Origin of the sequence: Actinomadura sp. 3N407, assembly GCF_052245875.1 — a bacterium.
Classification (GTDB): Bacteria; Actinomycetota; Actinomycetes; order Streptosporangiales; family Streptosporangiaceae; genus Spirillospora.
In genome coordinates this window covers 183,871-207,858 of the sequence record NZ_JBQQBP010000010.1, presented here as the reverse complement: position 1 = coordinate 207,858, position 23,988 = coordinate 183,871, and the positions used below count along the sequence as shown (strand labels likewise).

The window sequence follows — 23,988 nt, the reverse complement described above, 5'->3', positions numbered from 1 at the left end:
CCATGCCGCATGGTCTTCCGGGGGACGAGCGTGTTCTGCGCGGCATCGCCGACCAGGAGACGGCCCGGCTGCGGGACGGCACACTGCCCTGGTCATGGTGGCTGGAACGCGCCGTTCTGCATGGACGCCGGTACGGCTACCTCGGCATCCTCCTGATCAGCGCCCAGTGGCGCGGCGCCACCGACGTCCGTTCCTACGAGGAGTGGCGTTCCGCGGGCCGCCAGGTCCGGAAGGGTGAGACGGGCATCCGCGTCCTAGGCCGGGCCGGTGCGCCGCGTGCCGTCTTCGACGTGTCGCAGACGGACGGTCTCCCCCTCCCAGCCTCGCTCCCGACCCCCCTCCCAGCCTCGCTCCCGACCCCCCTCCCAGCCTCGCTCCCGACCCCGCTCCCGGCCCCGTTCACCACCCCGTCGCGGCCCGAGGCCGCGCACCGGTTCGCGGCGCTCACCGGGAACGCCGGCGGCGGGGGCGTGCGGCGGGTGGAGGCCGACTCCGTCACATTCCTGGTGGCGGCCTGGCTCGGGTTGGCACCGTCCATGCCCGACTTCCCGGCGAGAGCGTTCTGGGCGGGCCCCGGTATGGGTGACCGGATCCTCCGGACGGCCCGGCGCAGGTACGAGGAGGCGTCAGGCGCGTCCGAGCACGGGATCATGCCCGACGCGCACCGGTTCTTCCGTGCGCGGCTCGCGGAGAGCTGGGTGCCCCGCTACCTCGCCGGACGCGGATTCCCTGCGGGTGTGCAGCGGCGGTGGCGGATCGGGTACGCGCCGGACGGCGCCCGCGCGCTCACCGGGCACCTCCGGACGCTCGGGCACGGCGACGACGAGATCGTCGCGTCCGGCCTGGCGCGTCGCGGGCACGCGGGGCGGCTCCACGACACGTTCCGCGACCGGGCGATGTTCGCGATCCGGACGGCGGACGGCGCGGTCGCCGGCTTCATCGGCCGCCGCCGGGACGGTGCACGCGGCCCCAAATACCTGAACGGCCCCGACACGTTTCTCTTCCACAAGGGTGAGCTGCTGTACGGCCTGCACGAGGCCCGCGACCGGCTGGCGGCCAGCGCGCGTCCCGTGATCGTCGAAGGGCCGCTGGACGCCATCGCGGTCACCATCGCGGGACCGGCCGAGTACGCGGCCGTCGCGACCTGCGGGCTCGCCCTCACATCGCCGCAGGTCGACGCACTGGGGAACGTCGCCGACCTGGACGGCGCCGGTGTCCTCGTCGCCCTGGACGGCGACCCGGCGGGACGATCGGGAGCCGTCCGCGCATGGGACAGACTCGCCGGGATCGGCGGCCCGATCGACACCGCCGCCCTGCCCGCCGGACGCGACCCCGCCGGACTGCTGAAAGCCGACGGCCGCGCCGCCGTCCTACGTGCGCTCCGCGCCAGGACCCCGCTGATGGACGCGGTCGTGGACACCGCCCTCGAACGAGCCGGCGGGCCATTCGGCGGCCCGGAGGAACAACTCGCCGCGATCCGCGCCGCCTCCAAGATCATCGCAACCCGCCCGCCGGATGCGGCCCATCAGGTCGTCCGCGTCGCGGCCCGCATGAACGTCCCCACCGCCCTGGTCACCGAAATCCTGATCGACACGGTAAGCCCATAGCCCCTCCGCCCAACCACGCCACACCCCGCGAATGCCCGCACCCCCGTGGCCCTATCACTCCGAGGCCCTCGCCACCCGCGACCCTCACCACCCCAGCGAGACCCATTACCCCGGCAGGAACCACCGCCGCGGCGGGGGACCGGTCAGCCCGTGAGGCGGTCGGCGGCGTCGAAGAGGAGGGTTTCGGCGCCGGGGCGGGTGATGAGCTGCGCACCGACCGGCAGGCCGTGGACCGTCCCGGCGGGGATGCTCAGGGCGGGCAGGCCCAGCACGTTCCACGGGCACGTGAGGCTCACCAGCGTCGGTACGTGCGGGCCGAGCGGCCCCTCGGTCTCGCCGATCTTCGGGGCGGTGATCGGGAGGGTGGGCATCGCCAGGAAGTCGTAGCGGTCCAGCAGCCCGGCGACGTCCCGCGCGAAGCGGTCCCGCTCGCGGACGGCGCGCAGGTATCGCCAGCCGGGCGTCCGGCCCGCGTGCTTCAGGCGCTCAAGCGTCGGCGCCTGGTACAGGCCGGGCGCCTCCGCGACGCGTTCGGCGTGCACGTCGTACGCTTCGCTGTCCTGGATGGCCCGGAAGATCCGCCGGATTTCGAGCAGGTCGATCCGCTCGGACGGCGCGTCCGGGAACAGCGCCCGGACGGTCCGCTCCACGTCCGGGTCGATCGCCGGCGGTTCGATCCACGCGACGCGCACGTGCGGTGCGCTCTCGTCGACCGGCGACGGGACGGCCTCCGCCGGGCCGGTCAACGCGTGGTAAGCGATGCGGCAGTCCGCCGCGGACCCGGCGAGGACTCCGACATGGTCGAACGACGTCGACAACGGGAACACGCCCTGCGTGGGTATGGCGCCGTACGGCGGCTTGAACCCGGCGATGCCGCAGAACGCGGCGGGGATCCGCACCGACCCGCCCGTGTCCGTGCCGAGCGCGAGCGGGACCGTCCCGGCGGCGATGGCGGCGGCGCTGCCACTACTGGAGCCGCCCGACATCCGCTCCCGGTCGTGCGGGTTGCGGACCGGCCCGTTGACGGACACGTCGCCGCTGCCGCCGTACGCGAACTCGTGCGTACCGGTCTTGCCGACGATCACGGCTCCCGCGTCCCGCAGCATCGTCACGCAGGCCGCGTCGGTCTCGGCCACATTCCCGTTGAAGTGCGCCGAGCCCATCCCTGTCGGGAGGCCGGCGACGTCGATGATGTCCTTCACCGCGACGGGGACACCGTGCAGCGGCCCCCGGTCGACGCCGGACGCGAGTTCCTCGTCCGCCCACCTGGCGGCGGCCTCGGCGCCCTCGGGGTCGAGGGTCACGAAGGCGTTCAGGTCCGGGTCGACCGACTCCAGGGCCCGCGCCAGCAGGCCGGTCGCCGACTCGCCGCCCGCACGCAGGCCACGCCCGATGTCGGCGAGGGTCCGCCCGGTGAAGAACCCGCTCATGTAGCCTCCCGTCCGTCCAGCCTTACCGGTCTGCGTAGCATGGCAGAGCCACCGGCCTCTCACCGCCGTCGCGAACGGACCCCGCCTCTCGCGCTCCGTCGCCCGTCCGTCGCCCGTCCCTCGCCCGTCCCTCGCCCGTCCCTCGCCCGTCCGTTGTTCGTCCGTTGTCTGTTCGTCGCCGCCCGTCTCTGAGCGTTGCACATTCGTCGCAGAGAGTCAGCCTTTCGTCGCGGATACGCGACCGCCGACCGACTACACTCCCGAACACGTAAACCTACGCGCGAGTACGCGGCAGGCTTCAGGACACCCAATGGAGACGCTCCCACCGGTTCGCTGGGGGGCGGGGCGGAGACCGCACCCTGCTTCCGGACGCGGCCGCCGCCCCTGTAACCGGTGACGTCCACATCCAGGTGGGGGGACAAGGCCACGGCGGCACGCACCCGCCGCCGTGGCCTTGCTTAATCTTCGGCGGCCCTGTCTCGGGTGGGACGTTCGGCCCCGCCCTCCGTGGAACGTTCGGCCCGGCCCTCCGTGAAACGTCCGGCTCTGAGCGTGCGACCCCTTTGGTCAGGGGCTTTCGGTGATGGTTGAGGAGGCCGATCGGGGGGACGTGATGCTGCCAGGGCGGTACCGAAACACCCGGCTCCGGAACCGGCCCCCGGCACCGAAGGGACAAGGGACGCGCCATGACCGAGTCCGTCGCCATGACCGACGACGAAGTACGCCGGATCGACGCGTACTGGAGGGCGGCCAACTACCTGTCCGTGGGGCAGATCTACCTGCTGGACAACCCGCTGCTCCGCGAGCCGCTCGAACGCCGCCACATCAAGCCGCGGCTGCTCGGCCACTGGGGCACCTCACCCGGCCTCAACTTCTGCTACGCGCACCTCAACCGGGCGATCAAGGCGCGCGACCTCGACATGATCTACATCATGGGCCCGGGGCACGGCGGCCCGGCGGCCGTCGCGAACGCCTGGCTGGAGGGCACCTACAGCGAGGTGTACCCGGACGTGTCGCTGGACGAGCGGGGCATGCGGCGCCTGTTCCGGCAGTTCTCATTCCCCGGCGGCATCCCTAGCCATGTGGCGCCGGAGACGCCCGGCTCGATCCATGAGGGCGGCGAGCTGGGGTATTCGCTGGCCCACGCCTACGGGGCGGTGTTCGACAACCCCGATCTGGTCGTCGCGTGCATCATCGGGGACGGGGAAGCGGAGACCGGGCCGCTGGCGGCGAGCTGGCACTCCAACAAGTTCCTGGACCCGGTGAACGACGGCGCCGTCCTGCCGATCCTGCACCTCAACGGCTACAAGATCGCGAACCCGTCGGTGCTCGCGCGGGTCCCCGAGGAAGAGCTCGTCCAGCTGCTCGACGGCTACGGATACCAGCCGTTCCTGGTGAGCGGCGACCAGCCCGCGTCCATGCACCGCAAGATGGCCGCCGCGCTCGACCAGGCCCTCACCGAGATCGGCGACATCCAGCGCGGCGCCCGGGAGGGACGGACCTCCGGGCGGCGACGCTGGCCCATGATCGTCCTGCGGTCTCCGAAGGGCTGGACGGGCCCGAAGGAGGTGGACGGGAAGCCGGTCGAGAACACGTGGCGTTCCCACCAGGTCCCGCTCGCCGGCGTGTGCGACAACCCCGAGCACCTCGCGCAGTTGGAGGAGTGGCTGCGCTCGTACCGTCCGGACGAACTGTTCGACGACGCGGGACGTCCCGTCGCGGAACTGCGCGCCCTCGCGCCCGCAGGCGACCGCCGGATGAGCGCCAGCCCGCACGCCAACGGCGGGCTGCTGCTGAAGCCGCTGGTCCTGCCGGACTTCCGTGACTACGCGGTGCCCGTCGACAAGCCGGGCACGACGTCCACGGAGCCCACCCGGACGTTCGGGACGTTCCTCCGCGACGTCGTGAAGGCCAACCCGTCCAACTTCCGGATCATGGGCGCCGACGAGACCGCGTCCAATCGGCTCGGGGACGTGTTCGAGGCGACCGACCGCGTCTTCCAGGGCGAACGGTTTCCGACCGACGAGCACCAGGGTCCGTCCGGCCAGGTGATGGAGGTGCTGAGCGAGCACCTGTGCCAGGGCTGGCTGGAGGGCTACCTCCTCACCGGACGGCACGGGCTGTTCAACAGCTATGAGGCGTTCATCCACATCGTGGACGCGATGTTCAACCAGCACGCCAAGTGGCTGAAGGTCACCCGGCACCTGCCGTGGCGGCGGCCGATCGCGTCACTGAACTACCTGCTGTCGTCGCACGTGTGGCGGCAGGACCACAACGGCTTCACCCACCAGGACCCCGGCTTCCTCGACGTCGTCCTGAACAAGAAGCCGGAGATCGTCCGGGTGTACCTGCCGCCGGACGCGAACACGCTGCTGTCGGTCGGCGACCACTGCCTGCGGTCCCGCGACTACGTCAACGTGGTCGTCGCGGGCAAGCAGCCCGCCCTGAACTGGCTGCCGATGGACGCGGCGATCGCGCACTGCGCCCGCGGCATCGGCATCTGGGAATGGGCGTCGCATTCCCCCCGGCCCGCTCCCCCCCGGCCCGCCGACCCTGCCGCCCCCGCCAACCCCTCCGCCCCCTCCCAACCTGTCAACCCCTCAGGCCCCACTGGCCCCGCCGACCACCACGGCGAAGGGGACGCCGGCCCGGACGTCGTGCTCGCCTGCGCGGGCGAGATCCCGACACTGGAGACGCTCGCCGCCGCCGACCTGCTGAGGCAGCTGTTCCCCGATCTCGGCGTCCGGGTCGTGAACGTCGTGGACCTCATGCGGCTCCAACCGCCCAGCGAACATCCGCACGGGATGCCGGACCGCGACTACGACGCGCTGTTCACCACCGACAAGCCCGTCATCTTCGCGTTCCACGGCTACCCGTACCTCATCCACCGGCTCACCTACCGCCGCGCCGGGCACCCCAACCTGCACGTCCGCGGCTACAAGGAGGAAGGGACGACCACCACGCCGTTCGACATGGTCATGCTGAACGACCTGGACCGCTACCACCTCGTCATGGACGTCATCGACCGCGTCCCCTCACTCGGAGGACGCGTCGCCCACATCAGGCAGCGGATGGCCGACCAGCGTCTCGCGGCGCGCGCCTACACACGCGAACACGGCGAGGACGCACCGGAAGTCCGCGACTGGACCTGGCCGTACTGATGGCGAGCGAACCAATGGCGAGCGAACCAATGGCGAGCGAACCGATGAGGGTCCTCACGGTCAACCCGGGGTCCAGCAGCCTGAAGGTGAGCCTGCTCGACCTCGACGACACCGTCCTCGCCGTGGAGTCGGGCACCGGCCACGAGATGGCCCCGATGGTCACCGACATGCCGAAGCCCGACGCGATCGGCGTACGGTTCGTCCACGGCGGCACCGACTTCACCGAACCCGTGCCCATCGACGCCAAGGTCACCGAACAACTGCGCGACCTCGCCGACCTCGCCCCGCTGCACCAGCCGGCGTCGCTGCACGCACTGTCGGAGATCACCGGGGCGCTGCCCGGCATCCCCGCCGTCGCCTGCTTCGACACCGCCTTCCACACCACCCTGCCGGACGCCGCCGCCACCTACGCGCTCCCCGAACAATGGCGGCAACGATTCACATTGCGCCGCTACGGCTTCCACGGGCTGTCGTTCTCCTACGCCGTCCGCCGCACGGGCGAACTCCTCGGCACCATCCCGCCTCGGATGGTCGTCTGCCACCTCGGATCCGGCGCGTCCCTCTGCGCCATCGCCGAAGGCCGGTCCATCGACACCACCATGGGCTTCACCCCACTGGAAGGGCTGGTCATGGCGTCCCGGGCGGGCAGCATCGACCCCGGCATCCCGCTGTGGCTGATCAAACACGGGCTCTCCGCGCAGGACGTCAACTCCGCCCTCGACCGCGACTCGGGGCTGCGCGGCCTCGCCGGAACCGGCGACATGCGCCGCATCCACGAACTCGCCGGCGAACGTGACGTGAACGCCCTCGCCGCCCTCGACGTCTACCACCACCGCCTCCGCGCCTGCGCCGCCGCCATGACAGCGTCCCTCGGCGGACTCGACGCGCTGGTGTTCACGGGCGGCATCGGCGAGCACGACCCGTCCGTCCGCATGCGCCTGGCCGAGGACCTCGCCTTCCTCGGCGTCTCCGTCGACCCCCACCGCAACACGGGAGTGGACGGCGACGCCGACATCACCTCGGACGACGCCTCCGTCCGCACCCTGGTCGTCGCCGCCCGCGAAGACCTCGAAATAGCGGCCGGTACGCGCCGGGCTTTGGCGCCCAGGTAAGAGCATGCCCGGCATGCCGGTACCCGTCTGCCGTGTGCGCGGAAGTGCTCTGCCACCTTCGGACGGACAGCAGGGGCGCGCGTCGGTGTACTGCTCCCCCGCATGCCGCCAGATCCAATACCTCATGACGGTCGCTTCTCGCCGCGTCCGCATCCAGATCGCCCCACTCCGCCTGCACGAGGGCACCCGGGGGCGCCTTCGCCATCGGGACACTTCCGGACGGAAGCGAGGCAGGGTACAAGGACACCGCAATCAACGGCGACACGACCACCGATCGCATGGAAATCAAGCGTCTCACCGAGCTATTCACGTCAGTCCAGTCCGCCGCGTACCCCGTGGACCAGTCCCTCGAACTGATAGCAAAGGTGGCGAAGGAAAATGGACTTGAGCACCGCCACATGGCGCAAGGCGAGCCGCAGCTCCGGCAACGGCGGCAACTGCGTCGAACTCGCCCGCGTCAACGACACCGTCGCCCTTCGCGACAGCAAAGACCCGCACGGCCCCAAGCTCCTGCTCACTCCCCACGCCTTCAGGCACCTGACCCGGACGCTGAAGAACGCCTGACCGAAGCCGAGGCGCTCCTCTTCATGCCCCCCGCGCTGGTGGCTCTGCACCCATAGCTCCCAGTTGTTGCCTGTGTTTCGTAGCGCGAGGTTCGTAGCGCGAGGTTCGTAGCGCGAGGTTCGTAGCGCGAGGTTCGTAGCGCGAGGTTCGTCGCTCGCGGCTCTTCGCCGTGCGGTGGGGGTGGCGCTGCGTACGGGGCCGCGCCCCTCCAAAGTCAAGGGCGCTTCGCGTCGCTTCGCGATGGGACTCCGTCCCACCCTTGACTTCGGAGCCTCTGCGGCCCCTGAGTGCAGCTTTCGTCGGGCAGGCTCCGCCTGCCCTCTGCCCGACGCGCCACCCCCACCGCCCAGCCAAGTACCAGCCCATTCAGAACCGGGCTCCCAGCCAAAACTAGACAAATCGAAATGTCCAAGTTTCGCCCATTTTATAGGGCCCGACTATCCCCATGGTGACAATATTGAAGTCCTGAATTCGTCCATCACGGCCGCGCCATGCATGCTTGGTGCGATAGCATTCGTACATGTGTTCGATGATGAACGGCCTCGGCGAGGCGTCCGCCATGGAATTGGTGGATGTCGTGTCGGCGGTCGCCGCCGAACTCGCCCATCGGGAGCCGCCTGAATCCCCGGCCGCATGCATGGAACTCAGCGAGAGCCTGGCGGCCGCCACCGATCGGTTGGAATCCGCCCTCGCCGGACTCATCTCCAGGGTGGACACCTCTGGTGAAGTGCAGCGCCGGGGGCTGCCGTCCACCCAGGCGTGGCTGCGGTCCCAGCTGGGCATGCGCGACACCCGCGCCAAAGAACGTCTCACCCTCGCCCGGCAGCGTCACCGTCTCCCCACCGTTCTCGAACGCTGGGCCACAGGTGAGCTTTCGTTCGGCTACGCCGCCACCATCGCCGGTGCCGTGGCCCGCCTGAACGACGAGGACTGCCGGGCCGCCGAAGACATCCTGCTTGGGATGGTCGACCAGGAGTTCTCCGCAGGGAAGGTCGCCTCATTCGGTCGCCGGATCCGTGACGTCATCGCCGAACGCGACGGCACCGAGATGCCCGACGGCGACTCCCGGCGAGGTTATGAGCGGTCCTGGATCGATTCGACTCGTTCGCTGGACGGCGGGCGCTACATCAAGGGTTGGCTGAACGCCGAGGACGCCGCGATCTGGGACGGGACGCTGGGGCCGCTGGCCAAGCCCGCCGGTACCGACGACCGCCGCGACCTGTCCGAGCGGACTGCGGCGGCGCTGTCCTCCGTGCTGTCGGGTGGACACAGGGCCACCAAGGTCACCGTCATCTGCGACCTGGACACCCTCACCGGTGGTTCCGCCCCGGCACGCCTCGCCGACGGCACCCCGATCCCGGCGGAGCAGGCCCGCCGGATCGCCCTGGCGGCCGGGGTCTCGCCACTGATCCTCGGACGCGGTCACATACCGCTCTACCTCGGATACCGGGAACGGTTCGCCACGCCGGGCCAACGCCGCGTCCTGGAAACCCTCTACCCGACCTGCGCCGTAGTGGGCTGCGAAGTCCCTGGGACGTTGAGCGAAGTCGACCACGTCAACGGCTGGGCCCTCGGCAACAGCCCCACCGACATCGACCAGCTCGCCCTCACCTGCGGATTCCACAACCGGTATAAGGCGGCCAATCCCACCCAGATCAACATCCGCCGAACCACGGACGGTCGCTACAGCTACCGCCTCCAACTCTCCGGACCCGAAGTCGGAAGCAAGACCAGGGTGCCCACCGCGACAGGCCGCCCACCCCCCTGGCTCCAAGCTGCGTAAGTACGGCGGCCGGGACACTCGTACCGCCCTCACACTTCGGCGACCCGCCCGACTGACGCTTCAGCCGAGCAGCCTGCCCCTGCCCCTGCCCCTGCCCCGAAAATGGCGGCACCCTGCCGTTCACATTGGCGACCACAAGCCCGGCCACAGATGCCGTCCTGGCACGCCATCCCCATGGGTCACGTCTTCTTCGGGACGCGTCAGCATGCCGGGGCCCTTCGGGGCACCTCATCTGGCGAAGGGGCGCCCGCTGCGCGCACCATCGATCCAGCGGTCGCCTCGACCGCCTGGAGTCAACGGCACATCGTCGCCTGTGTGGAGGCCGGCTGGTGCAGGACCGGGGCTCCGCGCGACCGCCCCCGAGGGGTGCGCGGCGTGCTCTGACGCCCTGGCGCGGTTCGACGCCACTGCGCGGCTGGGCGGGATCTCCGCGCCGACCCTGGTGATCGCCGGTTCGCAGGATGGGCCGGCGCCGCCGGGTGAACACGCTGGCAGTGCGGTGACGGCGAGCTGATCAGCATCGTCCGCGTCGGCTGGTATCGGTCAGGTCGGGAAGTCGCCGTGGCCCTCGGTGGGTTGTCCCGAGAGGTTGGTGACACGCGTTCTGGCTGCGTGAACGGGTGATGGCCTGCTGGTTTCGGTGTGGATTGCGAGATCTGCACCGGTTGCCAGGAGGTCCTCATGTCCCACCGCAATGCTCCGCTGCCCCCGACCGGCAAACTGCGTCCGGCCCGGTGTGTGGTGGACGACAGCTGGCCGCTGCGCCACGCGGCCGAACGCTTCCAGGCCGTCCACACCACCACCACCGCCCGCTGGGCGAACCGGTACCGGCAGCTGCGCGCCGCGGGCATACGCGACCGCTCCAACCGGCCGCACCACCAGCCGCGCCGCACCCCACCCGAGACCGAGACCGAGGTCGAGGGCGAGGCGAGGGCGAGGCGAGGGCGAGGCGAGGTCGAGACACGCGTCGTGCGGCTGCGGCGCGAGCACCGCATCGGAGTCGTGCGCCCGGCCGTGCGCTGCGACCTTGTCGCGTCCACCGCTCACCGGATCCCGACCCGTCACGGGCCGCCCGCCCTGGCCTCCTGCGACCGGGCCGCCGACAAACCCGCCCGCCCGCTATGAATGGACCCGACCCGCAGAACCGGTCCACATCGACGCCAAGAAAACTCGGCCGCATCCCTGACGGCGGCGTCCACAAGGCCCCCAGCCGGGCAGCCGGGCAGCCGGGCAGCCGGGCAGCCGGGCAGCCGGGCAGCCGGGCAGCCGGGCGCAAGAAACCAGGCGCGCACCAGCCACGGCTACCTCCACCTGCACACCGCCCTGGACGACCACTCCCGCCTGGCCTGCACCGAGCCCCTCCCGACGAGAAGGCGCCCACCTGCGACGGCCTGGCCGGGTTCGAGGACGCCATCACCTCGGCGTTCCCGCACACCATCGCCCAATCGTGCGCGGTGCACCTGCTACGCAGCAGCCTGCAGCCGATCCCGCGCAAACACCGGTGCGCGTGTCAGTCCAGGCGTGGTGGCGGGCGGAATCAGTCGATGGCCCATTCGCCGGTGAAGGACGGCTCGCGTTTCTCGTTGAAGGCGTCGAACGCGGCCGGGGCGTCGGCGGTGGCGAGGTTGACCGTCTGGGCGCGTGCCTCACCGGCGAGGGCGTCGCGGAATGAGCTGCCTGCGCCCTCGGTCAGCAGGGCCTTGCTCTGCGCCAGCGCCACCGGCGGACCGGCGGCGAGGCGTGCGGCCAGGTCGGTGACGAAGGCGTCGATCTCGGTCGGGTCGACCACCCAGGTCACCAGGCCCAGCCGGTGCGCCTCGGCCGCGTCGATCATCTCGGCGAGCAGCGCCAGGCGTTTGGCCTGTTGCAGGCCGACGAGTTTGGGCAGCAGCCAGGAGCCGCCGAAGTCCAGGGACAGGCCGCGCCGGGCGAAGATCTGGGAGAAGCGCGCCTCGGGGGTGGACACCACCAGGTCGCAGCCGAGCGCCAGGTTCCAGCCGGCTCCGACCGCGACGCCCTCGACCTTCGCGATCGACGGGACCGGCAGCTCGTGCAGCAGCAGCGCCACGTCGTTCACCGCGCGCATCCGGTTCAGCGGGTGACCCGGCGCGACGCCGCTGGACAGGTCGGCGCCCGCGCAGAACGCCCCGCCCGCCCCGGCGATCACGACCGCGCGGACGGCGGGATCGTCGCGCGCCGCGGTGAGCTGCTCGTGCAGCGCCGCCCACAGGTCGGCGTCGATCGCGTTCCTGCGGTGCGGACGGTTCAGTGTGAGGGTCAGGACATCGGTGTCGCGGGAGGCCAGCAGGACGTCGGCAGCCATCACAGATCCTCCGGTTGGGCGGCCGGCACATGGTTGGCGAGCGCAGGGTCGGCCAGCACATGGTCGCCCGGCACATGGTCGCCCGGCACATGGTCGGCCAGCACATGGTCGGCGAGGCGGGCGCGGTGGTCGCCGGGAGGGCCGAGGAGCAGCTCGCTGCTCTTGGCGCGCTTGTAGTACAGGTGGGCGTCGTGCTCCCAGGTGTAGCCGATGCCACCGTGGTAGTGGACCATGCCGGCCGCCGTCTCGAAGAACGCCGGGCCGATGTAGGTCTGCGCGAGCGAGGCCGCCATCGGCAGGCCGGGACGGTCGTGGTCGGCGGTCCATGCGGCGAAGCGCAGCACCGACACCGCCTGCTCCCAGGCGCTGTACATGTCGGCGCAGCCGTGCTTGACGGCCTGGTACGAGCCGATCGCGCGGCCGAACTGCATTCGCGCCTTCGCGTACTCGACGGTCAGTTCCATCGCCCGTCCCATTCCGCCGACCTGTTCGGCGGACAGCGCGACCGCCGCGAGGTCCGCGACCGTCTCCAGCGCCGCCCCCGCGTCCGATGCCGACAGCGGACGGGCCGGTGTGCCGGCGAAGGTGAGTTCGGCGAAGCGGCGGGTCGGGTCGAGGCCGGTCAGGACGGTACGGGTGAGGCCGACCGCGTTGCCCTCGACGGCGAACCAGCCGGGACCGGCCGGCGTGCGGGCGTACACGAGGACCAGGTCGGCCGAGTCTCCGGCGAGGACGGGTGTCTTGACTCCGTCCAGCCGCCACGTCCCGTCGTGTCCGGTCGCGGTGGTCGTCCCGCCGGCGAGGTCCCAGGCGCCGCCGCCCTCCGCCGCGGCGACCGTGCCGATCAGTTCGCCCGCGGCCAGCCTCGGGAGCAGCGCGGCGCGGGCGGGTTCGTCCTCGTCGAGGGTGAGGAGGGCGTCGGTCGCGAGCACCGCCGAGGCCAGGAACTGTGAAGGCGCCAGCGCGCGGCCCAACTCCTCCATCACGACGGCGCGTTCCGTGTGACCCGCGCCGGACCCGCCCAGGTCCTCCGGGACGACCAGGCCGAGTACGCCGAGGTCGCCGAGCGTCCGCCACAGGTCGTGGTCGTACCCCGCATCCGAGTCCATGACCTCGCGGAGCTTCGCGGTCGGTGAACGGTCCGCCAGGACTTTGCGGACGGTGACGCGCAGTTGTTCCTGTTCGGGGTCCAGTACGAGTTTCACCGGCCGCCCTCCTCACGCTGGGTGCCGACCTTGAGTTCTCGGAACGGGACGTCCCGGTCGACCTGCGGTTCCTTCGGCAGGCCGAGGATGCGTTCGCCGATGATGGTGCGCTGCACCTCGTCGGTGCCGCCGGCGATGCCGGACGCGGGCGCCGCGTTGATGCCGAGCGCGAGGCCGTCGCCGCGGACGTCGCCGGGCTTCCAGGCCACCGCGTTCGCGCCCGCCAGCTCACCGGCCAGAGCGATCGCGCGGCGCAGCTGGAGCGCGCCCGCCAGTTTGGCGACGGAGCCGCGCGCCCCCGGCGGGCGGCCCGCGGCGGCCTCCTGCCGCATCCGCACGTTGAGCAGGTCGAGGGCCCGCTCGTGCGCGTACAGGTCGGCGAGGCGTTCGCGCTGAGCCGGGACGTCCGTGACCCCTTCGCGGCGTGCCAGTTCGAGCAGCGCGGCGAAGGTGAGCGCGCTGTTGCGCGAAGGACGCGATCCCCCGATCGACACCCGTTCGTGCCCGAGCATGGTCACCGCCGCCCGCCAGCCGCCGCCGACCTCGCCGATCACCGCGTCGGCGGGGATGCGAACGTCGTCGAAGTACACCTCGTTGAACGGCGCCCTGCCGGTCATGTCCTTGAGGGGACGGACGGTCACGCCGGGCGCACGCATGTCGACGATGAACATGGTGATGCCCGCATGCTTGGGGACGTCGGGGTCGGTACGGACCAGCAGGGCACCGAAGTCGGCCCATTGGGCGTTGGTCGTCCACACCTTCTGGCCGTTCACCACCCAGCCGTCCCCGTCGCGGACGGCCCGCGCCTGCAGGCTCGCCACGTCCGACCCGGCGCCCGGTTCGGAGAACAACTGGCACCAGATCTCCTCGCCGCGCAGCAGGCCGGGCAGGTGGCGCCGCTTCTGCTCGGGCGTACCGAGGTCGACGAGCGTCGGCCCGCACATGCCGAGGCCGACGATGAACGGGTAGGTGGGGAGGTCGAACTCGGCGGCCTCATCCGCGAAGACCTGCTGCTCGGCGGCGCCGAGCCCCTGACCGCCGACCTCCTTGGGCCAGGTGATCCCGGCATACCCGGCGTCGTACAGCGCGGCCTGGAACTCCTTGGCGCGGCGCAGATGCTCGTCCGGCGTGACGTCCGGGTCAGGCGCGGGCGCATGGGCGCGCAGCCAGGCACGGACACCGTCCCGGTAGTCGTGTGAGGTCATCGGATGTTCCTTCCGGTCGCTCGTCCACATCGCTCATCACTGCGCCCGCTCGTCACAGCGTCACTCGTCACAGTGCCACTCGTCACAGCGTCACTCGTCACAGCGTCACTCGTCACAGCGCCGCTGGTCACTGCACCGCTCACCGCTGCGCCGCTCACCGCTGCGCCGCTCGTCCACATCGCCGCCTCACAGCACTCGTCACAGCGCTCGTCACGGCGACAGGTCGCGGAGGGCTTCGCGGGCGGCCTCGGTCAGGCGGATCTCCTGGTCGGCGCGGGCCTGCGCCTCCTCCCGGTAACCGTCGTCGGCCATGTGTCCGGCCGCGTATCGGGCCCGCACGCCCACGCTGATGCAGGCGGAACGCCACTGTGCGAACGCGACCCAGTACGGGACGTCCGACACGTCGCGGGACGACAGCCGCGCATACCGCTCGACTAGGTCGGTTCTGGACGGGAATCCGGGCACGACGGTGGGGCCGGGGCTGCCGACCGGCTCGGGATCGTCCCGTTCCTGCCACGTCGCCACGAGGTAACCGACGTCCGCCAGCGGTTCACCCGAGGTCGCCAGCTCCCAGTCGAAGACGGCGCGGACCGTGCCGTCGGGACCGAAGGCCAGGTTGCCCGGACGGTAGTCGCCGTGGACGATCCCGGTCCGCTGAGCCGGGACGTGCGAGGCGAGCAGGTCGTGCACCTCGTCGAGCAGGGCGAGATGCGCGACGTCCGACTGGCGGATCTGGCGATGCCAGCGCCGCAGTTGCCGCTCGGCGTATCCGGTTGAGCGCACCATCGCGTCGAGGCCCCGTTCGTACGGGTCGAGGACGTGCAGCGCGACGAGCACCTCGACGAGGCTCTCCCCCGCCCGTGCCCGCGCCGCCGGCTCCAGGCGCGCCGCCGTGTCGGCGTCGGCGAGCACGAGCCCGTCCACGAAGCCCATGACATAGAACGGGGCGCCGGCGACATCGGTGTCGTCGCAGAACGCCAGCGGCGGCGCCACCGGGACGCCGGTGCCCGCCATCGCCGTCATGAACCGCCACTCGCGTCCCATGTCATGAGCGGTTTGCAGGACGCCGCCCATCGGCGGGCGCCGCAGCGCGTACGCGGCACCGGCGGCGTCGGTGACCCGGTAGGTGAGGTTGGACCGGCCACCCGAGACCAGCGCGAACTCGACCGGCTCGACCAGCCCCTCGACGTTCGCGGCGAGCCAGCGCCCGACCCGTTCCCGGTCGATGCCCAACACCGGTTGAGCACCATCCGGCTGAACGCCGCCAGGTTGAGCGGCACCCGGTTGCGCATTGCCCGGTTGCGCATTGCCCGGTTGAGCGCCGCCCGGCTGAGTGCCGGTCGGTTGAGCGCCGGTCGGTTGAGCGCCGGTCGGTTGAGAACTGTCAGGTTGAGCACTACCGGGTTGAGCACTGCCGGCGGGACGGGGCTCAGCGGCCGACATAGTTCGGCTCCCTCTTCTCCAGGAAGGACCGGACGCCTTCGCGGTGGTCTTCGGTGGTGAACAGTTCGCCGAGCGTGGTGCTCACCCACACGCCGAGCTCGTCCCAGTCGGGATCGAGGGCACGCCGCAGCCCGCGTTTCAGTGCGGCGACCGCCAGCGGCGGGTTGGCGGCGATCCGGTGGGCGAGTCCCAGCACTTCGGGGAGCAGCCGGTCGTCGTCAACGACGCGTCCGACCAGGCCGATGCGTTCGGCGCGTTCGGCGTCGATGACCTCGCCGGTGAACAGCAACTCTGCGGCGCGTTCGCGGCCGACCAGTTGGGCCAGCCGGCCGATGCCGGCGACGTCGCTGCACAGTCCGCGCTTGACGAACAGCTCACCGAACCTCGCGCGGCGCGCCGCGACCCTCAGGTCGGCCATCAGCGCCAGCTCCATGCCCCAGCCGACGGCGGGCCCGTTGACGGCGGCGATCACCGGGACTTCGGTGTCCAGCAGCGCACCGGCGGCCGGCGTGAGCCGGGGTTCGGGTCTCGGCGCCCTACCGCTCGCACCGCCTGCCCCGTCAGCACCGGCGACATCGTCAGCAGCGTCAGCAGCGCTGGCATCGGCCGCACCGTCCCCGCCGCTGCTCATCAGTTCGCGGACGTCGTCGCCGGAGCAGAAGGAGGGGCCTGCGCCGGTCACCACCAGCGTCCGTGCGTCGGTCGTGCGCACCAGCTCGGTCAGTTCGTCGTACGTCTGCCGACGCAGCGCGTTGTGCACCTGCGGCCGGTCGAGCGTCACGATGCCGACATGCCCGTCGGTCTCGTACCTGACGTCCCGCTCCATACCGTTCCTCCCTGGTCGGCTCGCGGACGTTGGGGTGGTGCTCGCGGTGGGAGCCGGTCTCAGTCGGTGACCACGCTTTCCCGCAAGATTTCCTGTATGAACGTTCGGTCAGACCGCATCCTCCGGAAGGAGATTCAGGGTCGGCGTTCGCCCACCATGTCGAGCGCGAGCCGCCGATAGTTCCGCGCGATCTCTGTTCGGCTGAGCGGACCGTCCGGCGAGAACCAGGCGGCCACACCGGTGCACATCACGACGATCGCCCTGGACGCCTCCAGCGGGATCGGCGTGGCGAAGACGCCGAGTTCGGTGCCTTGCGTGATCACGCCGTCGAACAGCCGCTGCTGCTGGTGGCGCTTGGCGATGTGCCGGGTGCGGACCGGCTCGTCCAGCGCGCGTAGTTCGCTGGTGCCCAGCATGGTGCCGCGCTGGTCCCGCAGATGGAACAGCACGTGGGTCTCGACGAGCGCGCCGAGCCTGCCGGACGGCTCGTCACCGGCCGCGGCGAGCGCCGCACGGCTGTCGCGGAGCAGGGCCTCGATCCCCCGCTCCATGATCGTCGCCAGGACCTCCTGCTTGGACTCGAAGTGGTAGTAGAGCGCGGGCGGGCTGATCCCCGCGCGCATCGCGATGTCCCGGACCGAGGTGCCGTGGTAGCCGTGCTCGGTCATCACGGCGATCGCGGCCCGCAGGATCCCCGCCTCGCCCGGCCCCTGCTGCGCCTTGGGCCCGTGGCCGGCCTTGGACGCATGCCGCGCCCTGACCGGCCGCCGGGACGGCGCCGCTTCCCCCGCCGGGACGGATCCCGCGGGCGCCGTGGGCGCCGTGGGCGCCGTGGGCGCCGTGGGCGCCGTGGGCGTCGTGGGCGTCGTGGGCGTCGTGGGCGGAAACGCGTCCGGGTCGGGCACCACGGAACTCGCCACCCGTCCACCTCCTGTTCGGTTCGTCATCCTGCGTCCGTGATTCTCGTCCGGCCCAGTTCTGACCGGCCTCGCTCCCCGACCGGCCTCGTACTTTGAGCGGCTCAGTCCTTCGCCTTGTTCGGGCCGGCGAAGCCGAACAGGTAACCGGCGACCTTGCGCATCTGGATCTCCTCCGACCCCTCGGTGATCCGGTACCGGCGGTGGTGGCGGTAGATGTGCTCGAACGGGGTGTGCCGGGTGTAGCCGAGACCGCCGTGCACCTGCATCGCGCGGTCGGCGGCCTCGCAGACGAACCGGTTGGCCCGGTAGTTGCACATCGAGACCCGGTCGCTGATCTCCATGTGCGGCACCCGGTCCAGTTCCCACGCCGTCTTGCGGATCAGCTCGCGCAGCATCTCGGCCTCGGTCTGCAACTCGACCAGCGGCCACTGGACCGCCTGCCGCGTCGCCAGCGCCCGGCCGAACGTCACGCGCCGGCGGGCGTACTCGACGCTGCGGTCCACGCAATACTGCCCGGCGCCGACACCGGAGGCCGCCTGCCGGATCCGGTTCTCGTGGACGAACGTCTGCGCCACCGCCAGGCCCTCACCCTCCGCCCCGAAGATCGCCGAGTGCGGCACCCGCACGTTCTGGATGGTCACCTCGGCGTGGTCGGTGGGCATGTTGAACGTCCACCAGTGGAAGTCGACCGAGAAGCCCGGCGCGTCGGTGGGGACGAAGAACGCGGTGATCCCCCTGGCGTTGCCCGGCTCGCCGCTCGTCCGAGCGAAGACCACGTCGTGGGTGGCCGAGTGCATTCCCGAGTTGAACCGTTTGGCGCCGTTGATGATCCAGTCGCCGCCGTCGCGGACCGCGGTGGTCTCCATCCAGGTGGCGTCGCTGCCGTGCTCGGGCTCGGTGAGGCCGAAGCCGATCCGCTTCTCGCGGGCGAGCATCGGCTGCAGGTACTCCTGTTTCTGCTCGGGCGTTCCGAACTCCATCAGCATGTGCGCGAACGGGAAGTTCCCGACGACGGACGCCTCGTTCTGCAGGTCGTTGTGCAGGCCGAGGCCTTTGTGCGCCAGGTGCTCGCGGATCACGGCCATGTCGAGGTTCGTCCCGTCGGAGCCGCCGACCTCCTTGGGCAGCCCGTAACGCAGCCACCCCGCCGCGTCGGCTCGCCGGAACATCTCGCCGAGCAGTTCCTCCCACTCGGGACGGGGCACGCCGCCGTTCTCGAAGTCGGTGCGGGAGTACTCCCGGCGGTGGTCGAAGAAGCGCTCGTTGTCGTCCTGGGACTGGAGCGGCGCAATCTCCCGTTCGATGAACGCGTCCAGCTCCGTGAGCCGCCGGGTCAGCTCCGCCGGAAGGTGGAAATCCATAAAATCTCCTTAACCTTTGTTCAGCCAGCATGCCACCGACCTCGGCCCGGAAGGAAGAGGGCAAAGCAGGCGCGGAACCGTGTGCGAGGTCCACTACGAGGTGACCAACGGGTCGCCCACCTGACCATCGACAAGCCGGACGAGCGCGGCATCATGACCTAGGCGCGACTGGACGAGTTCACCGCCGACGTCGTCGCCTACGCCAGCGAAGATCCGAGTTGCCACAGGGCGCGGGGTCAGCGTCCTTGCTTCTGGTCTTCGCGGGTTCGGCGTTCCTCGTCCTCCAGGAGCGGGCCTACCCGGAACGGGACCTGGTGAGTGAGGACGATCGAGGTGGTGCTGCGGCGGACGCCGGGGCAGGCGAGGATCGAATCGATCACCTCATGGAGTTGCTTGCCGTTCGGCGCGACCGCGCGGACGAGGAGGTCGCCCTGGCCGGTGATGCCGAGGACCTCCAGGACGCGCGGGATCGCGGCGAGCGCGACGGCGGCCTCGCGGAGGCGGCCCTGGGCGACTTCGAGGGTGACGAACGCGGTCAGCTCGAAGCCGATGGCACCGAGGTCGACCTCACGGCCGCGGTGGCCGATGACGCCGTCGCGTTCGAGTCTGTCGACGCGGGCGTGGGCGGTGTTGCGGGCGATGCCGAGTTTGGCCGCCAGTTCGGTGATGCCGATGCGGGGCTGCTCGACGAGGCGGCGAAGGATCTGCAGGTCGAGGAGGGTGGTACGGGTCACGAACGTTCAGCTCCGTCAGGCAATCAGATCTGACTTGAGCAATCTGCTCAGGTATCGCCCCTTCATCTTGCACGACGCTCACCCACGACGGTCGCACCCGGGGAGGCGCCACCGGGCAACGAGGCCCGTCGAGACGAGAGGCGCGCACCGCGCGGGCCCCTTGCCCGATCCGGCCTTGCCCGATCCGGCCTTGCCCGATCCGGCCTTGCCCGATCCGGGCGTGCCGCTCCTCGGGCCCCGGCTGACCGATCGTCCCGGACCGGCGCCTTGCCCGACCGCGGCGGCATTGGACGCAAAGGCCGGCCCGTTCGGTCCTCCCGGCGCGTCGAAGGTGTCGGGAGGACCGGACGAGCCCGTGCGGGCGGGGTACTCAGCGGCCTGAAGCCCGGCCGTCAGCCGGAGCCCCCGCAGCACGGTGACCTGGCGCCCGCAGCACGGTGACTGGCCGCCCTACGAACGAACGGCGTCCTGCGGCAGAGGGTGAGTCCGTACCCGGCGGAGGGTCATTCCGTACCCGGCGGAGGATCAGGCCGTTCCACAGGTCAGGCCGATTCCCCGAAGGTAGGGCCGACTCGTGGGCTAGTCCGATTGGGGTTAGGGGGCGGCCAGTTCTCGGCGGCGTTCGGACCATTGGAGGGAATGGCGGATGGCGTCTTCGATGGTGTATTCGGGTTTCCAGCCGAGCATTTCTCGGGCTTTCGCGGGGTCGACGAAGGCGCCGACGACGTCGCCGGGGCGGGCGGGGGCCTCCTCGGCCTGGAACGAGTCGCCGACGACCTCGCGGAAGGCGTCGACGAGTTCGCGGACGGTGGTGCCGTCGCCGGTGCCGAGGTTGATGACCTGGTAGCCGGACCGGTTCCCCAGCGGCGGGATGATGGAGTCGAAGCGGAGCGCGGCCTCGTAGAAGGCGCGGGCGATGTCCCAGACGTGGATGTAGTCGCGGATCGCGGTGCCGTCGCGGGTCTCCCAGTTCACGCCGGTGATCTGGAACGGGACGCCGAGTTCATGGCATTCGATCATCTTGCCGAGGGCGTGCGTGGGTTTGCTGCTCTGCAGGCCGGTGCGCAGCTGCGGGTCCGCGCCGATCGGGTTGAGGTAGCGCAGCGAGATGACGCGGAGGCCGTAGGCGTTGGCGAGGTCCTCCAGGAGGAGCTCGGCCATCATCTTCGAGCGGGTGTAGGGGTTCTGCGGTTCCAGGGCCGACGTCTCGGAGACCGACAGATCCGGTTCGGGACGGTACATCCCGGCGGTGGACGCGAAGATCATCCGGTCGCAGCCGTTGCGGATGAGGTGACCGGCGAGGTCGAGGGTCCTGCTGAGGTTGACCCGGTAGTAGCGCAGCGGGTCGGTCATCGAGTCGGGCACCACGATCAGCGCGGCGCAGTGGACGGTCGCGATGATGTCGGGGTGGCTGCGGAAGATCTCGTCGACCAGGTCACCGTCGCCGATGTCGCCCTGGTAGAAGATCTTTCCGTCGGTGAACTCCGGCCGGCCCGTGACAAGGCTGTCGAGCACCACGGGCGTCACCCCGCGTTCGGCGAAGGCGGAGGCGATGGTGCTGCCGATGAACCCGGCTCCCCCGGTGATCAGGACTTTCATGTGGCATCCCCCAGATAGCCAGTGCGTCCCCTGAATTGGTCACGCACAGGATCAGCAGGCGATCGCGGGGCGTCAACGTCCCGCCGTCCAGGTGACCGGCTCTGGACGCCGGTGAACTTGCCGGGGCGCCGGAGCGTCCGCACACGGGTTCTTACCGGGCCGCCACCAGCGAAGATCTCGGAGCGTGGCGGCTCGGTATACGCATGTCCGAAACCAGCGGCGTCCGGACGAGCGACTTCCGGGACGAGCGACTTCCGGGACGAGTACAGCGTTTGCAGGATCCGCTCGGCGTCGGCGCCGGTCATCGTCGGTGGATGCAACCGACCCGCGTCCTCATCGTGGACGATCACGCGCTCTTCGCCGAGGCCCTCGCGGCGCGGCTGGGACGCGAGCCCGATCTGGTGATCCTGCCGATCGCCGCCGACGTGCGGCGCGCACTCGCGCTGACCGACACCGAGCGCCCGCAGGTGCTCGTCCTCGACCTGACGCTGGGCGCGGAGAGCGGCCTGGACGTCCTGGACCGGGTCCGCGAGTCGCATCCGGACGTCCGGGTGGTCGTGCTGACCGCGATGAGCGACCTGGACGCGCTCGTGCAGGCCGTCCGGCGCGGCGCCGTGGGCTGGCTGGAGAAGACCGAGAGCGCCGACCTGGTCGCCCAGGTGATCCGGTCGGCGGCCCGGCGGGGCGGCTGGATCCCGCCGGACGTGCTGGGCGAGGTGCTGCGCCGCCTCATGCGGGACGACGGGGAGCCGGACGTCGGGGCACGGCTGCTCGCGGGGCTGACGCCGCGTGAGCGGGAGGTCCTGCAGTGCATGGTGGACGGCCTGGGCCGCGCGGAGATCGCCGAACGGCTGGGCCTGTCGGCGAACACGGTCCGCACCCACACGCAGAACCTGCTGGCCAAGCTCGACGTGCACTCCGCGCTGGAGGCGATCACCCTCGCCATGCGCGCCGGCATGCGCCCGTCGAACCCCTGACGCGCCCCTGGCGCGATCCCTGCTCCCTGATGCAAACAGCGTAGGCCGAGGTCGTCTTTTGGGCGATTGCTCCGGTGAAGGGCCTTCTTACGCTCGCCGTGACGAAGCCGGAGGGATGATCGTGGAGATCGACGAAGTCGCGGCGCGGGTGGTTCGCAGCTACTGGGCGGTCCTGCTGGTCATGACGGTTCTCCCGCTGACGCTGGTGGCGCTGCTGATGAGCACGCAGGAGCCGCCGTCGGTCGCGAAGTCGCGGCTTCAGGCCGGCGGCTCGGCGACCGACGCGGCGACCGGGGACGCGGGCGTGAGCATCGTGGTCAGCCAGGTGAAGGCGTTCGCGACCGGCGACACCCTGCTGCGTGAGGTGCTGCGGCGGCAGGGGGTCGACCGGTCGGTCCAGAAGCTCGCGAAGGCCATCGAGGTGTCCGGGCTCGGGACGTCCACGGTCGTGGAGCTGTCGGTGAAGGACACCGACCCGGACGTGGCGCGGAAGCTGGCGGACGCCATCGGAGCCCAGGTCGTCAGGGAGATCAACGCCTCCAACCAGGGCGCGATCAGGCAGCGGATGGGCGAGATCGACGAGCGTCTCCGGGAGCTGGAGAGCCGGCTCGGACCGCTGTCGCGGCGGGCGGCGCAGCCGGTCCCGGACGTCGACGCCGCGAACGAGCGGGAGCGGGTGCAGGCGGAACTGACGGACCTGCGGTCGAACCGCTCGGATCTGCTGACGCAGCTCACGGCGGCCGGGACGGCGTCGGTGGTGCAGCCCGCGGTGCTCGCCCCGAAGTCGGACCCGATGCTGATGCTCTCGGCGATCGCGGGGCTGGTCGGGCTGGTCGGCGGGATCCTGATCGCGGTCGTGACGGAGATGGTGCGGCCCACGATCCCGGGGCAGCGACGGGTCGCGCGGCGGCTCGGGGTGCCGCTCCTCGGCTGGGCCGACAAGGGGGCCCCGCAGCTCGCCGACCTCGGCCGGCGGGTGCGGCTGGCGGCGAAGAAGGAGGGCGTCGGACGGGTCACGCTGGTCGGCGCACCCGGGCCGCTGTCCGCCGAGCTGGTGTCGTCGGTGGCTTCGGCGGTGTACGGGGACGAGACGAAGGTCGTCTCGGCCCGGCCGGAACGCGGTGCGCCCGGTGAGCCCGGCGTGGGCGGCGTGGGCGGCGTGGGCGGCGAACACGGCCAGCCCGGCCAGCCCGGCCAGCCCGGCCAACACGGCCAACACGGCCAACACGGCCAGCCCGGCAGAGGCGGTTCGCCCGCCGCGGGCGGCGACGGGAAGGCCGCGGACGGCGGCGGTCCGTCCCTGAACAGCAGCGGGCACGGCGGCCAGAGCGGCACGTCGGTGGTCCGCACCGGCGGGGGCACCGCCGTCATGGCGAAGAAGTCCGGCGAGGTGTCCCCGTCGGAGATCACCCAGCCGGTCCCGGTCCGCCGGCTGTGCCACGTGCACGCGTTCGAGGACATCGACCCGGGCTCGGACGACGCGGTCGGCGTGATCGTGGCGGTCGGGCCGGTGACGACGGTGTCCGGGCTGGAGACGGTCCGCGACCTGGTCGCCGCTTCCGGCTGGCCGCTGCTCGGCGTCGTGGCCACCTCACGCAAGGCGAAATCCCGCAAGGCGCGATCCCAGAAGGCGCGATCCCAGAAGGCGCAACCCCAGAAGGCGCAATCCCGCAAAGCGACCACCCGCACGACCACCTGACGCCGGCCTGCCAAGGCGCGGAAGATCAAGGAGTAGCCC

Annotated in this window: 17 protein-coding genes and 2 pseudogenes; 9 read left to right on the top strand and 10 right to left on the bottom strand. The window is 71.1% G+C overall.

From position 1 onward, the window contains the following. Positions 1-2: 2 nt before the first annotated feature. On the top strand, positions 3-1,607 hold the full coding sequence (locus tag ACTWPP_RS25425) for a toprim domain-containing protein (RefSeq protein ID WP_443106856.1): 1,605 nt from the start codon (positions 3-5) through the stop codon (positions 1,605-1,607). A 143-nt stretch (positions 1,608-1,750) separates the two neighbouring features. Here the strand turns inward: ACTWPP_RS25425 and ACTWPP_RS25420 are convergent, their stop codons facing one another. Further along, on the bottom strand, positions 1,751-3,037 hold the full coding sequence (locus tag ACTWPP_RS25420; RefSeq protein WP_443106855.1) for an amidase: 1,287 nt from the start codon (positions 3,035-3,037) through the stop codon (positions 1,751-1,753). A gap of 686 nt (positions 3,038-3,723) precedes the next feature. On the opposite strand from ACTWPP_RS25420, the gene ACTWPP_RS25415 reads away from it, so the two are divergent. The 6 genes and pseudogenes from ACTWPP_RS25415 to ACTWPP_RS25390 form a co-directional block, all read left to right on the top strand. After that, complete coding sequence (locus tag ACTWPP_RS25415) at positions 3,724-6,198, top strand: phosphoketolase family protein (protein WP_443106854.1); 2,475 nt, start codon at positions 3,724-3,726, stop codon at positions 6,196-6,198. Positions 6,199-6,212: 14 nt separating this feature from the next. Beyond that, positions 6,213-7,310 carry an acetate/propionate family kinase gene (locus ACTWPP_RS25410; RefSeq protein ID WP_443106853.1) on the top strand — a complete coding sequence of 366 codons (1,098 nt, stop codon included), beginning with the start codon at positions 6,213-6,215 and terminating at the stop codon, positions 7,308-7,310. Between the two features lie 378 nt (positions 7,311-7,688). Then, positions 7,689-7,874 carry a DUF397 domain-containing protein gene (locus tag ACTWPP_RS25405; protein ID WP_443106852.1) on the top strand — a complete coding sequence of 62 codons (186 nt, stop codon included), beginning with the start codon at positions 7,689-7,691 and terminating at the stop codon, positions 7,872-7,874. Between the two features lie 520 nt (positions 7,875-8,394). Beyond that, positions 8,395-9,657: a DUF222 domain-containing protein gene (locus tag ACTWPP_RS25400; RefSeq protein WP_443106851.1), complete on the top strand. Its 1,263-nt coding sequence runs from the start codon at positions 8,395-8,397 to the stop codon at positions 9,655-9,657. 681 nt (positions 9,658-10,338) lie between these two features. Next, positions 10,339-10,575, top strand: a pseudogene (locus tag ACTWPP_RS25395) (leucine zipper domain-containing protein); the annotation flags it as partial. A 203-nt stretch (positions 10,576-10,778) separates the two neighbouring features. Then, positions 10,779-11,159: pseudogene (locus ACTWPP_RS25390) on the top strand (transposase); the annotation flags it as partial. Between the two features lie 35 nt (positions 11,160-11,194). Here ACTWPP_RS25390 and ACTWPP_RS25385 read toward each other — a convergent pair. The 9 genes from ACTWPP_RS25385 to galE form a co-directional block, all read right to left on the bottom strand. Next, positions 11,195-11,980 (bottom strand): enoyl-CoA hydratase-related protein, encoded by a 786-nt coding sequence (locus ACTWPP_RS25385; protein ID WP_443106850.1) that lies wholly within the window; start codon positions 11,978-11,980, stop codon positions 11,195-11,197. Then, the gene (locus ACTWPP_RS25380; protein ID WP_443106849.1) at positions 11,980-13,185 is read right to left on the bottom strand and encodes an acyl-CoA dehydrogenase family protein; all 1,206 of its coding nucleotides are present in this window, start codon (positions 13,183-13,185) and stop codon (positions 11,980-11,982) included. The genes ACTWPP_RS25385 and ACTWPP_RS25380 overlap by 1 nt, the downstream gene beginning before the upstream one ends. Next, positions 13,182-14,390: an acyl-CoA dehydrogenase family protein gene (locus ACTWPP_RS25375; protein WP_443106848.1), complete on the bottom strand. Its 1,209-nt coding sequence runs from the start codon at positions 14,388-14,390 to the stop codon at positions 13,182-13,184. Before ACTWPP_RS25375 ends, ACTWPP_RS25380 begins: the two co-directional genes overlap by 4 nt. Positions 14,391-14,600: 210 nt before the next feature. Then, entirely contained in the window at positions 14,601-15,626 is a 1,026-nt protein-coding gene (locus tag ACTWPP_RS25370; RefSeq protein WP_443106847.1) for a phosphotransferase family protein, read from the bottom strand. Positions 15,627-15,819: 193 nt separating this feature from the next. Beyond that, complete coding sequence (locus ACTWPP_RS25365; protein ID WP_443106846.1) at positions 15,820-16,659, bottom strand: enoyl-CoA hydratase/isomerase family protein; 840 nt, start codon at positions 16,657-16,659, stop codon at positions 15,820-15,822. Between the two features lie 134 nt (positions 16,660-16,793). Further along, positions 16,794-17,579: a TetR/AcrR family transcriptional regulator gene (locus tag ACTWPP_RS25360; RefSeq protein ID WP_443106845.1), complete on the bottom strand. Its 786-nt coding sequence runs from the start codon at positions 17,577-17,579 to the stop codon at positions 16,794-16,796. Positions 17,580-17,680: 101 nt separating this feature from the next. Then, positions 17,681-18,940, bottom strand: coding sequence for an acyl-CoA dehydrogenase family protein (locus ACTWPP_RS25355; protein ID WP_443106844.1), 1,260 nt, complete (start codon positions 18,938-18,940; stop codon positions 17,681-17,683). Positions 18,941-19,176: 236 nt separating this feature from the next. Continuing rightward, positions 19,177-19,674: an Lrp/AsnC family transcriptional regulator gene (locus ACTWPP_RS25350; RefSeq protein ID WP_443106843.1), complete on the bottom strand. Its 498-nt coding sequence runs from the start codon at positions 19,672-19,674 to the stop codon at positions 19,177-19,179. A 594-nt stretch (positions 19,675-20,268) separates the two neighbouring features. After that, positions 20,269-21,273, bottom strand: coding sequence for a UDP-glucose 4-epimerase GalE (gene galE, locus ACTWPP_RS25345; protein WP_443106842.1), 1,005 nt, complete (start codon positions 21,271-21,273; stop codon positions 20,269-20,271). Positions 21,274-21,587: 314 nt separating this feature from the next. On the opposite strand from galE, the gene ACTWPP_RS25340 reads away from it, so the two are divergent. Beyond that, positions 21,588-22,250, top strand: a complete 663-nt coding sequence (locus ACTWPP_RS25340) for a response regulator (protein WP_443106841.1) — start codon at positions 21,588-21,590, stop codon at positions 22,248-22,250. A 121-nt stretch (positions 22,251-22,371) separates the two neighbouring features. Continuing rightward, the gene (locus ACTWPP_RS25335; protein ID WP_443106840.1) at positions 22,372-23,949 is read left to right on the top strand and encodes a hypothetical protein; all 1,578 of its coding nucleotides are present in this window, start codon (positions 22,372-22,374) and stop codon (positions 23,947-23,949) included. Positions 23,950-23,988: the final 39 nt, after the last annotated feature.

What these genes read in the sequence shown, in the direction of transcription:
- ACTWPP_RS25385 (WP_443106850.1), bottom strand. Translation starts at nt 11,980, where the DNA reads ATGGCTGCCGACGTCCTGCTGGCCTCCCGCGACACCGATGTCCTGACC.
- ACTWPP_RS25405 (WP_443106852.1), top strand. Translation starts at nt 7,689, where the DNA reads ATGGACTTGAGCACCGCCACATGGCGCAAGGCGAGCCGCAGCTCCGGC.
- ACTWPP_RS25400 (WP_443106851.1), top strand. Translation starts at nt 8,395, where the DNA reads ATGTGTTCGATGATGAACGGCCTCGGCGAGGCGTCCGCCATGGAATTG.
- ACTWPP_RS25375 (WP_443106848.1), bottom strand. Translation starts at nt 14,390, where the DNA reads ATGACCTCACACGACTACCGGGACGGTGTCCGTGCCTGGCTGCGCGCC.
- ACTWPP_RS25410 (WP_443106853.1), top strand. Translation starts at nt 6,213, where the DNA reads ATGGCGAGCGAACCAATGGCGAGCGAACCGATGAGGGTCCTCACGGTC.
- ACTWPP_RS25425 (WP_443106856.1), top strand. Translation starts at nt 3, where the DNA reads ATGCCGCATGGTCTTCCGGGGGACGAGCGTGTTCTGCGCGGCATCGCC.
- ACTWPP_RS25355 (WP_443106844.1), bottom strand. Translation starts at nt 18,940, where the DNA reads ATGGATTTCCACCTTCCGGCGGAGCTGACCCGGCGGCTCACGGAGCTG.
- ACTWPP_RS25340 (WP_443106841.1), top strand. Translation starts at nt 21,588, where the DNA reads ATGCAACCGACCCGCGTCCTCATCGTGGACGATCACGCGCTCTTCGCC.
- ACTWPP_RS25420 (WP_443106855.1), bottom strand. Translation starts at nt 3,037, where the DNA reads ATGAGCGGGTTCTTCACCGGGCGGACCCTCGCCGACATCGGGCGTGGC.
- ACTWPP_RS25365 (WP_443106846.1), bottom strand. Translation starts at nt 16,659, where the DNA reads ATGGAGCGGGACGTCAGGTACGAGACCGACGGGCATGTCGGCATCGTG.
- galE (WP_443106842.1), bottom strand. Translation starts at nt 21,273, where the DNA reads ATGAAAGTCCTGATCACCGGGGGAGCCGGGTTCATCGGCAGCACCATC.
- ACTWPP_RS25415 (WP_443106854.1), top strand. Translation starts at nt 3,724, where the DNA reads ATGACCGAGTCCGTCGCCATGACCGACGACGAAGTACGCCGGATCGAC.